Origin of the sequence: Kitasatospora sp. NPDC007106, assembly GCF_040634455.1 — a bacterium.
GTDB classification, from domain to species: Bacteria; Actinomycetota; Actinomycetes; order Streptomycetales; family Streptomycetaceae; genus Kitasatospora; species Kitasatospora arboriphila.
In genome coordinates, this window is sequence record NZ_JBEYFP010000771.1 from 1 (window position 1) to 2721 (window position 2721).

The window sequence follows — 2721 nt, forward strand, 5'->3', positions numbered from 1 at the left end:
CTGCGGGCGGCGTGGTGGATCGCCGGCTCGCCGCGGCCCAGCACGCTGTAGACCCGCGAGCACTGCCACTCGCCGCGACCGAGGTTCACCGGCTGTCCGACCTCGCCCCAGTGGTGCCGGGAGGCGTGCGCCATGTGCAGCATCCGGTCGTCCTCCTCCACCGTGCGGTCCTCCTTCTCCAGCAGGCGCCACACGCCGTTGAACAGGTCGACGGCGAGTCGGCGCCCGCCGTCGTCGGGCGCGGTGGCGGCGGGCTGCGCAGCACTGTCGGTCATGGCTCTGGCGACTCCGTCCTGGAGGAGATGGTCGATGCGGTGGAGGTCGCCCCGGATGCGGTCCAGCCGGGCCCGCAGCCGGAGCCGGTGCCCGGCCAGCACCCGGGCCGTCACGGACTCGGCGTCCGGATCGGCCAGGCACAGCCGCACCTGCTCCAGCGGAACGTCCACGGAGCGGAGCAGCCGGACGAGACGCGCCTGCGCGACCTGCCCGGCGCCGTAGTAGCGGTACCCCGTGCCGGGATCGACCACCTCGGGCCGCAGCAGGCCCACCCGGTCGTAGTGACGCAGGGCCTTCGCGGTCAGCCCGGCCCGACGGGCCAGCTGACCGACCGTGAGCAACTCCGGGCCGTCCACCATGCCCAGACCCTAGGACCTTCCCCCGGGGGAACCTCAAGCCGGCCGGAACCAGGATCCGGCGCGCGCCGATTCGGGCAGACTGGCCGCCATGACGGGTGTGCAGGGCGGGCGGGCGCCGATCGTGACCAGGTTCGGCGCGGTGCCCACGGTGCCGGGGCCGCGGACGCCGGACGACGCCGGGCGCAGCGTGCTCGCCGAAGCCCGGCGGTGCGGGCTGCGCGCGGTCGACTGGCTGGACGGACTGACGGCCACCCGGCCCGACACCGAGGCGGGCAGCGCACTGCGCGGCCTCGCCGAGGCCGTGGCCGTGGTGCTGGTGGGCTTCGAGGAGGTCCTGCCCGGCCTGGACGGCGAACGGATGACGGCGCTCGGCCGCCTGCTCGACGTGCACACGAGCCCGGAGGGATCGCTGATCGCCCACCGCCGCGGCGGCCGGCTGACCCCCGAGGAGCTGACCGCGGTGGCCGCCCTGGTCGCCGTCGTCCGCGGAGCGGCCGGCTGCGCCCGCGACCGCCGGCCGCAGGACCTCCCGCCGGCCCTGGAACTGATCGACCACATCCTCACCTCGGCGGGCGCGCCCTGAGGACCGGTGCCCGGCCCTGTCGGTGCCCGGTGGCAGGATCCGGGTCGGTGGGCCGCCCCGGCGGGACCACCGACCCAGGACGTGAAGACGGGAGAGTGACGTGGACGTGCCGCGGATGTACCTCGGTGGCGGCGGAACGTGGCTGGAGATGGTCCACACCGAAGGGGAGGACTGGCGGGTCACCGCGAGCTGGTACTCGTCGCTCACCGCCGACTTCACCGCCTTCCTCACCGTGGAGGAGGTCGCGGAGTTCGCCGACGGGATGGTCGCGCGGCTGAGCGTCCCGACGGGCGCCCGGTTCTCGGCGCGGGTGACTCCCGGCCGCAACAATCCGCTGACGCTGACGGCCGAGCCCGTCGGTGAACGGTTCGCCTTCTTCGCGTGGCTGACGCCCAACGGCGACGACGAGGTGTGCCACCTGCAGATGGAGATCAACCCCGCCGACGCCACCGAACTCGCCGACGGGTTCGCCGCGCTGCGCGCCGCCCTGACGGTCTGACCGCGCACCCGGCCGGTCAGTCGACCCAGGTCACCACGGCGAGACCGCGGGCCGCCGCCTCGCGGTAGAAGGAGCGGAGCGCGTCGAGGTGGTGGGCCAGGTGGGCGGCGAGGTCGCCGTGGAACCCGCCGAAGCCGCAGGACTCGGCGGCCTCGTCCGGGTCGGACGGCAGCCGGGCGAGCATCGCGGCGGTGTCGACCGCGTCGAGCCGGCCGGCCACCTCGGCCACGGCGTCCGGGGTCAGCAGGGTCGGCGGGTCGCCGAAGCGGTCGTACACCTCGAGGTGGTCGAGGAAGGCGACGGCGGCCGCGTCGTCGCCGGAGATGCTGCGGTCGAGGAGGGCGACGGGCTCCGGCGCGGCCTCCACCGCGCGGAGGTGCCGCAGCAGGCCCCAGAGCGCCCAGTCCAGGTCGAGCAGGTCGCCGGCCGGCGGGTCCCACCGCGGATCGCCGTCGGGGGAGCCGGCCGCGGCCCGGCGGCACCGGTCGAGGTACGCGGGGCTCACCCTCGCCAGCTGCTGCGTCAACGCCATGGGCAGGATTCTGTCGATCCACGGCCGCGGAGGTCACCCGGTTTTCCGCCTGCGGGGCAGCCGGGACGGGCCGGATTTGCACGCGCCGAACGGCGCGAGCAGAGTCGGTGGCATGAGTTCGCCGGTGTACCGGGGCCCCGCGCTGCTGCTCGCCGACGACCGGGAGATCCCGGTCGAGGCCGAGCTGACCGGGAGCGTCCCGAGCATCGGCCTGCCGAGCTGGACGGGCACCCTCCAGGCGGGCGACGCGCGGCTGGCGAGCGGCGTGATCCGGCGGGGCCGGCTGCGCCTCCCCGGGGGGTGGGAGGGCGGATTCGCGGTGATGCGGAGGGTGCTCGGCGTCTCGATCGTGTGGGTGCGGGGGAACGACCAGGAGGCATCGCCCGCAGACTGGCCGGGGTGACCCGCGCGCGGCGGTGCCCGAAGAGCTCCGTGCGTGTCCGGACAGCCCGAAGGGGGCCCGGCGCGGTGC

At 75.5% G+C, this 2721-nt stretch carries 5 protein-coding genes; 3 read left to right on the top strand and 2 right to left on the bottom strand.

Translation table 11 applies throughout. From position 1 onward, the window contains the following. The coding region (locus tag ABZ641_RS32105) for a MerR family transcriptional regulator (protein WP_359987527.1) at nucleotides 1–635 on the bottom strand (635 nt) is incomplete at its 3' end. Between the two features lie 88 nt (nucleotides 636–723). Here ABZ641_RS32105 and ABZ641_RS32110 point away from each other — a divergent pair. Then, nucleotides 724–1218, top strand: coding sequence for a hypothetical protein (locus ABZ641_RS32110; protein ID WP_359987530.1), 495 nt, complete (start codon nucleotides 724–726; stop codon nucleotides 1216–1218). Nucleotides 1219–1318: 100 nt separating this feature from the next. Further along, a complete protein-coding gene (locus ABZ641_RS32115) occupies nucleotides 1319–1717 on the top strand; it encodes a hypothetical protein (protein WP_359987532.1) in 399 nt (132 codons plus the stop codon). 16 nt (nucleotides 1718–1733) lie between these two features. Here the strand turns inward: ABZ641_RS32115 and ABZ641_RS32120 are convergent, their stop codons facing one another. Next, nucleotides 1734–2249, bottom strand: coding sequence for a DUF1877 family protein (locus tag ABZ641_RS32120; protein WP_359987535.1), 516 nt, complete (start codon nucleotides 2247–2249; stop codon nucleotides 1734–1736). 112 nt (nucleotides 2250–2361) lie between these two features. Between ABZ641_RS32120 and ABZ641_RS32125 the strand changes: the two genes are divergently transcribed. Next, nucleotides 2362–2652: a hypothetical protein gene (locus tag ABZ641_RS32125; RefSeq protein WP_344624681.1), complete on the top strand. Its 291-nt coding sequence runs from the start codon at nucleotides 2362–2364 to the stop codon at nucleotides 2650–2652. Nucleotides 2653–2721 lie beyond the last annotated feature (69 nt).

Coding starts and splice junctions, on each gene's coding strand:
- ABZ641_RS32110 (WP_359987530.1), top strand. CDS start 724: ATGACGGGTGTGCAGGGCGGGCGGGCGCCGATCGTGACCAGGTTCGGC.
- ABZ641_RS32120 (WP_359987535.1), bottom strand. CDS start 2,249: ATGGCGTTGACGCAGCAGCTGGCGAGGGTGAGCCCCGCGTACCTCGAC.
- ABZ641_RS32125 (WP_344624681.1), top strand. CDS start 2,362: ATGAGTTCGCCGGTGTACCGGGGCCCCGCGCTGCTGCTCGCCGACGAC.